Below are 6,673 nucleotides of genomic sequence, written 5' to 3' on the forward strand. Positions count from 1 at the left end.
GTCGCAGGTGTTACAGGTCGTAGGTAAAGGACTCGACATAAGTGCTGCCGCTGACCGGCTTGCCCGACCCGGCCGATGTCAGCGGGACACTGACGTCGGCGCGGCTGTCGCGCTTGTCTTCCACGGCGCTGTCGATACGGATCTGATACCCGGCGTCGATCAAGGTGTCGGCCAGTTCCACGCTGACGGTGAGGCTGCGGCCGCTGCCGACACTGGCGCCGCTGAGGCCGTCAAACTCGCTCGGCTTCATGGCGCTGCCACGCGCCCAGTCGCTCAGGTGCCGGTAGTACTTGGCCTTTTTGCCGGCGACCCAGAGGGTTTTCTGGTACTGGCCGTTGGCGTCGGTGACATAGATCGCCAGGTACGCGCCGTTGCCGCTGTAGTCCTTGAGTTGGGTGGTCAGGGTCACTTCGCGGGCCTGGGCCAGCCCCGGCAGGGCAATGGCGCCGGCGAGGCAGGTTGCAGCAATGATCTTTTTCATGATGATGTCCTGGTTGAACGTTATGGCGAGAGCCTGGACCTGCTGGCTGACAGCAACCTGAAAGCCGTGGAAAAACCGCTGATCATTCCGATCCAGGGCGGTTGAGGTAATCCCGGGCGTCGCCGTTGGCGCCAAAATGGATTTCCAGTTTGCGCAGACGAAGCGAGGCGGGTGCGTAGCTGGCTTCGATCGCATTGCCTTTGCGGTCGGTGCCCCTGAGTTCATAGCAGCCGTCGTCGACCTTGATGCGTTGCACGCTCCAGCCGTATTGCTGTTCCACTTGCTGGCGCAGGGTTTCGCGTGGTTGCCAGTCGCTGACCGGCTCGCTGCAGTCGTCGTCGGCCAAGGCGTTTGCGCCGAGCAGGACGCCCAGCAATGCGGTGCTGACAATAAAAGCTGATTTCATGATCTGTCTCCGGCCGGATTGGCATTTGCGGCTTACCCTAACGAGCATTCCTGACAACCAGCTGAATCTTCAGATTCACGTCAGGTAAGCGCGGTAAGGTGCGGCACGACAACCACCACAGGAGGTGCCAGATGCGGGTTTTATTGGTCGAGGATGCACCCGGGCTGGGCGAGGCGGTGCGCGAACAGATTGCCGACGACGGCCATGCGGTCGATTGGGTGCAGCGCCTGGAGCATGCGAACAACAGCGTGCGCAGCACGCCGTATGACCTGATCCTGCTGGACCTGATGCTGCCCGACGGTCGCGGGCTGGACTTTCTGCGCCAGCAGCGTTCGGCCGGCAATGTGACCCCGGTGATCATCCTCACCGCCCAGGACCAGATATCCGATCGTATCGCCGGCCTCAACGCCGGGGCCGACGATTACCTGGTCAAACCGTTCGACCTGTTCGAGCTGTCGGCCCGGGTGGCCGCCGTGGCCCGCCGTTACAGCGGTAACCCCAACCCGCAGATCAAACTCGGCGAGTTGCAGATCGATATGAACGCGCGCACCGTGCAGCGTGCCGGCATCACCGTCGACCTGACGGCGCGCGAATGGGCGCTGTTCGAGGCGTTCGTGCAGCGCCCCACGGCGTTGTTGTCGAAGTCGCAGCTCGAAGAGCGCCTGTACGCCTTCGGTGCGGAAATCGAGAGCAACACCATCGAGGTCTATATCAGCCGCCTGCGCAAAAAACTCGGGCGCGACCTGCTGGAAACCGTGCGTGGCATGGGTTATCGGTTGATGGCCGGATGAAGTCGCCGATCAGCCTGCAAAAGCGCCTCGGCCTCGGGTTGACCCTGGGCATGACCTTGCTCTGGCTGGGGGCGACTGTCGGCGCCTGGCTGATGGTGCAACACGAATTGAACGAGGCGTTCGACAGCGCCCTGGAAGAGACCGCGCAACGCATCCTGCCCCTGGCCGTGCTGGAAATCAGCAACCGCGAAGAGCCGCGCACTGCCCAGCACGTCGCCACCCTGAAGATGCACAAGGAATACCTGACGTACCTGGTGCGCGATGCCCAGGGCCAGATTCTGATGCAGTCCCATGACGCCAACCCGAAGATCTTCAGCGAACACCCGAGCGAAGGGTTTTCCACCACCCGAAAATACCGGCTGTATGGTGCGAGTGCGCTGCGCGATACGCTGTTCATTGAGATCGCCGAGCCGCTGGGGCATCGCCGTGAGGCGGCACGGGAAGCCTTGTTGGCCCTGTTGATGCCGTTATTGGCGCTGATCCCCATCAGCCTGTTGGGCACATGGTTGTTTGTGCGCTTCAGCCTGCGCAGCGTATTGGCTTATCGCCGTGCCGTGGAAGCCCGTGGTGTGGGGGATTTGTCGCCGATCAGCGTGGCACGGCTGCCGGCTGAAATCGACCCGTTGGCCGACGCGGTCAACCACCTGCTGGAGCGCTTGCGCAAGGCCTTGGAGGCCGAGCGCAGCTTCACCGCCAACAGCGCCCACGAGTTGCGCACACCATTGGCGGCGACGCTGGCGCAGATCCAGCGTTTGCGCCAGGAAGCGCCGGAAGGCCCGTTGCGCGTGCGTGCAGCGAAGATCGAACACGCCTTGCGCGAACTGGCGCGGCTTTCGGAAAAACTCATGCAACTGGCCAAGGCCGAGGGCGGCGGGCTGTTGTCCGAGGCACCCCAGGACCTGATTCCCTTACTGGCCCATGGGGTCGATGAGTGGAACCGCAGCAGCGGGCAGCGCATCCGCTTGCAACTGCCGAGCGAGGGCAGCGTGTATTGCGCGATCGACCCGGACGCGTTCGGCATCCTGCTGCGCAACTTGATCGAGAATGCGTTGAAGTACGGCGCGGCGGATCAACCGGTCGACGTCAGCCTCACGGACGATGCGTTGCTGCGGGTGGTCAACGGCGGACCGGCCGTGCCGGCGCCGGTGTTGCAGCGCCTGACCGAACGCTTCGTGCGCGGCAGCAGCGAAGCCAGCGGCAGCGGGTTGGGCCTGGCGATTGCCAAGACCATCGTCCATGGGGTCAAGGCGCACATGACCCTGGCGTCGCCGGCCACAGGCCGGGACGACGGGTTTGAAGTGAACGTTCAGTTTTTGCGCTTGCCGGCCTGAACGTTCATCGCGCCCCGGCGGCGCTGCCGATCAGAAGTCGACGGTGACGCCGGTGTACAGCGCGCGCCCGTCGCCGGGTGAGTGCAGCGAGGCCTGGGCGCCGTCCGGGTCATACCAGACGTATTCGTAGTAGCGGTTGGTGAGGTTTTTCAACTGCAGGTCGACACTGACCGATTCGGTCACCTGGTAAGTCGCGCCGAGGTTCATCAAGACGTAGCCGCCGTAAGTGCCCTTGGTGTTCTCGCGTTCCAGGTAGTAATTCGTCTGGCCGTTCATCCACGCCGTCAACTGCAGGGCCCGCGTGGCCTTGTAGCTGACGCCAGCGTTGTACAGGTGATGCGGGATGTGGTCGATTTCCTGGCCTTTGCTGTTGGGCAAGGTCGCGCTGGGCTGGAGGATTTTCGAGTACTGCCAGGAGTAGGCCATCCAGATTTCGGTGCGTTCGTCCGGGTGCAGATTGACTTGCGCGTCGTAACCCCAGCGCCGGGTTTCGCCGACGTTGTCCGACTCGCCACTCGGGTCGTTGAGGCGGCGACTGACTTCACCGCTGGCCTCTTGCTGCCAATAGGCGATGCGGCCGTCGATCCAGTCTGCCGGGGTGAACTTGATCCCGGTTTCCCAGCCGTCGTTGATCGACGGCGCGAGGTTGGTATCCCGCGGTGGAATCTTATAGGCCGCCGCGCCGGTGCCGACCTGGAAGGTCCGCCCCCAGTTGGCATAGACGCTGGCCACGTCCCACGGTGAATACACCACGCTGAGCTTGGGTTGTTTGATCAGCCCATAGTCGTTGATGTCGTAGTCCATGCCGGTCATTTCGTTGGTGAAGTCGCCCTGGATCTTATCGACGCGATACGCCGGGACGATTTTCAGCGACTCGAACGGCTTGATCTCGGCCTGGACATAGGCGCCGTAGGTGTCGAAGTCGAATCGCTGGTCGCGGGTTTGGGCCAGGCGCAGGCGGTCCTTGGTGCGGTAGCGCTCGCTCTTGTTCTGCTGCTGCTGCATGTCCGCGCCGCCTTCCAGGGCGAAGTCGTACAGCCAGCTGACTTGCGGGCGCCAGGTCAGGGAGGTGAGGGCGCCATACTGGGTTTCGTAGGCGTCGCGCTCCTGCTGGGCGCTGGTGCGCCAGTATTGCGTCCAGCGCCGGTCGTCGAAGGTGTTGACGTAGGTTTTTGCCGACCAGGCCAGCGTTTCGGCCAGGTCGGTGTCGAAGTGCAGGCTGACCTGGTTCATCCGCCGCGTGCCTTTGTCGGTGGCGTTGTAGCTGTTGGTCATGGTCGGGTGCTGGTGGGCGTCCTCTTCACTCAAGTAGCCGGGTTCCTGCGCCTCGGTTTCGTAGTGACGGGCGATCAGGCCGATGCGGTAGCTGTTGTCGTCCGGGGTGTAGAACCATTTGCCGGACATGGAAAACCTGTCCGCCTCGGCGTGATCGCGGTAACCGTCGGATTTCTGGTAGGCGAAGAAGTAGTTCTGCGTCCAGTTGCTGCCTTCGATGCCTTTGGCCAGCTGGGTTTCCTGGGTGTTGTAACTGCCGTAGCGCACCCGCGCCTTGGTGTAGTCGCCGCCGGTGCGGGTCAGCATATTGACGTTGCCAGCGATGTTGTTCAGGCCGTAGCGCGCATCGCTGGTGCCGCGCACCACTTCGATGCTGTCCAGCTCCATGGGGAAAATCATGTCCATGAACGGCATGTTGCCGTCGTTGCTGTTGCTCGGGATGCCGTCGATCAGCAACTTCACTGCGTTGACTTCGCCTTCGCCGTTGAAGCCGCGAAAGGAAATCTTGCCGGAGGTGGTGCCTTGGTTGAACTCGGTGAGGATCACCCCCGGCGCGCGACTGAACAGTTCCCAGCTGTAGTTGACCGGCATTTTTTCGAGGATGTCGGCGCCGAGAATGTCCACCGAGCTGAGCACGCTGCTGGTGCTCAGCGGGCCGCTGCTGGCGCTGGCGCCCTGGACCGTGACGGTGCCGAGGGTGAGGGTGGAGTCTTCGGTTTTACCGGTTTCGGCCAGTGCCAAGGACAGCGGGTTGAGGGCGAACAGGCCGATGGACAGCAAGGGCCATAGCGGGCGGGACACAGAGACACGCTTTGCGCGAGGCAAAGTCATTCGAGCAGGCATAACGCACCATTCCTGATGATCAAGACACTTCGAGGACGCCCAGGCGGGCGGCTGACAAGCAGATCGCGCCGCCTATGGGGCGGCGCGGGTGTCGATCAAACGGTAGGGGAGGCGCGCGGGCTCAGGCTCGGCCAGCGGATTCTGGGGTGCAGCGTCGGCAACTCGGGGTTGTCGAGGGTGGTGTCGGGGGCGTATCGCGGTAGGAAATGCCTGTAGTAGTCGGACGGCAGCGCCGCCAGTCCGGCATGACCGCAGCAGCAATCGCTGTGTTTCATGGCGGTTTTCGACGGCGCCGACTGGAGCGGGTCGATCAGCGTGCTCAAGTTGGGAGGCAGCGCTTGCGAGGCGCCCCCCGAGCAGAATCCGCCCCACATCAACAGTCCCATGTCCGGCGTCTGCATGGCGCGGCTGAGCGGCATGGCCAGCATGTTCAGCACGATGGCCAGGCAGGCTAGCCAGGGACTGATGCGTTTGAAACGAGCCATGAACGAAGTCGACTGAAAGGGGTGAACATTTAGCGGCAGTTCAGGCGCAAAGTAAAAGCCTGTCTGTGCGCTATTTTGCCGCAGATCGTGGGCGTGATCCGCAACTCCGGTTAGCGATGCAACGGCCTGTTTTTGCGTGGCTTATGCCGAAAAAAATGCCCCGAGCATGTCGGGGCATTGGTCAGGCGGGCTGTTTTGGGGTTGCGCCGTTCAGCGACGAACCTCTGTCGCGTTCGGGCGGTTCTTCAGGTTCTTGTCGGCCTTGTAGCGCAACGCAACGTCCGGCACCGAACCGCTCTTGCCGGTCTCGACCCAGTTGCGGATACGGCTGGCGTCGGCGAAGTGGGTGAACTTGCCGAAGGCGTCGAGGATCACCAGCGACACCGGGCGGTTGCCCATGCTGGTCACCAGCACCAGGCAGTGACCGGCCTGGTTGGTGAAGCCGGTCTTGGTCAGCTTGATGTCCCAGTTGGCGCGGTTGATCAGGTGGTCGGTGTTGGAGAACCCCAAGGTGTAGTTGGGCTTGCGGAACGCCACGGTCTTTTCCTTGGTGGTGCTCAATTGGCTCAGCATCGGGAATTTGCGCGCGTAGGCCAGCAGCTTGCTCAGGTCCCTGGCGGTCGACACGTTATGGATGGACAGGCCGGTAGGCTCGACGTAATGGGTGCTGGTCATGCCCAGCGCCTTGGCCTTGGCGTTCATCGCCGCAATGAAGGCTGCGTAGCCGCCCGGGTAGTGGTGAGCCAGGCTCGCGGCGGCGCGGTTCTCCGAGGACATCAGGGCGATCAGCAACATCTCCTTGCGCGGCATCTGGCTGCCGATTTTCACGCGGGAGAACACGCCTTTCATTTCCGGCGTGTCGGTGATGTTGATGTCGATGTACTCGTCCATGTTCTGCTTGGCTTCCAGCACGATCAGGCCGGTCATGAGCTTGCTCACGGAAGCGATCGGCACCACCACGTCCGGGTTGCTGGAATAGATGACTTTGTTGGTTTGCAGATCGACCAGCATGGCGCTGCCGGAAGCGATTTGCAGTTTTGAGGTGTCACGCGGGGCCAGGG

Annotated in this window: 7 protein-coding genes; 2 read left to right on the forward strand and 5 right to left on the reverse strand. The window is 62.6% G+C overall.

The genetic code is table 11. The features are described 5' to 3' along the window. Positions 1-10: 10 nt before the first annotated feature. Together INT12_RS22655 and INT12_RS22660 are read right to left on the reverse strand one after the other, a co-directional pair. A complete protein-coding gene (locus INT12_RS22655) occupies positions 11-481 on the reverse strand; it encodes a DUF2271 domain-containing protein (RefSeq protein ID WP_017848221.1) in 471 nt (156 codons plus the stop codon). An 82-nt stretch (positions 482-563) separates the two neighbouring features. Beyond that, complete coding sequence (locus tag INT12_RS22660; RefSeq protein WP_017848220.1) at positions 564-887, reverse strand: PepSY domain-containing protein; 324 nt, start codon at positions 885-887, stop codon at positions 564-566. Between the two features lie 131 nt (positions 888-1,018). Here INT12_RS22660 and INT12_RS22665 point away from each other — a divergent pair, with 131 nt between their 5' ends. Together INT12_RS22665 and INT12_RS22670 are read left to right on the forward strand one after the other, a co-directional pair. Then, positions 1,019-1,678, forward strand: coding sequence for a response regulator transcription factor (locus INT12_RS22665; protein ID WP_017848219.1), 660 nt, complete (start codon positions 1,019-1,021; stop codon positions 1,676-1,678). Beyond that, positions 1,675-3,009, forward strand: coding sequence for a sensor histidine kinase (locus tag INT12_RS22670; RefSeq protein WP_102617272.1), 1,335 nt, complete (start codon positions 1,675-1,677; stop codon positions 3,007-3,009). The genes INT12_RS22665 and INT12_RS22670 overlap by 4 nt, the downstream gene beginning before the upstream one ends. Before the next feature lie 30 nt (positions 3,010-3,039). Here the strand turns inward: INT12_RS22670 and INT12_RS22675 are convergent, their stop codons facing one another. From INT12_RS22675 to pbpG, 3 genes are all read right to left on the reverse strand, one after another. Further along, positions 3,040-5,127, reverse strand: a complete 2,088-nt coding sequence (locus tag INT12_RS22675; RefSeq protein ID WP_226926281.1) for a TonB-dependent receptor — start codon at positions 5,125-5,127, stop codon at positions 3,040-3,042. Positions 5,128-5,222: 95 nt separating this feature from the next. Further along, entirely contained in the window at positions 5,223-5,612 is a 390-nt protein-coding gene (locus tag INT12_RS22680; RefSeq protein WP_046485607.1) for a DUF2946 domain-containing protein, read from the reverse strand. A gap of 210 nt (positions 5,613-5,822) precedes the next feature. Further along, positions 5,823-6,673 (reverse strand): D-alanyl-D-alanine endopeptidase (gene pbpG, locus INT12_RS22685; protein WP_413469021.1); only part of this gene is annotated, 851 nt, incomplete at its 5' end.

This window comes from Pseudomonas sp. K8 (genome assembly GCF_014889455.1).
Taxonomy (GTDB): Bacteria; Pseudomonadota; Gammaproteobacteria; order Pseudomonadales; family Pseudomonadaceae; genus Aquipseudomonas; species Aquipseudomonas veronii.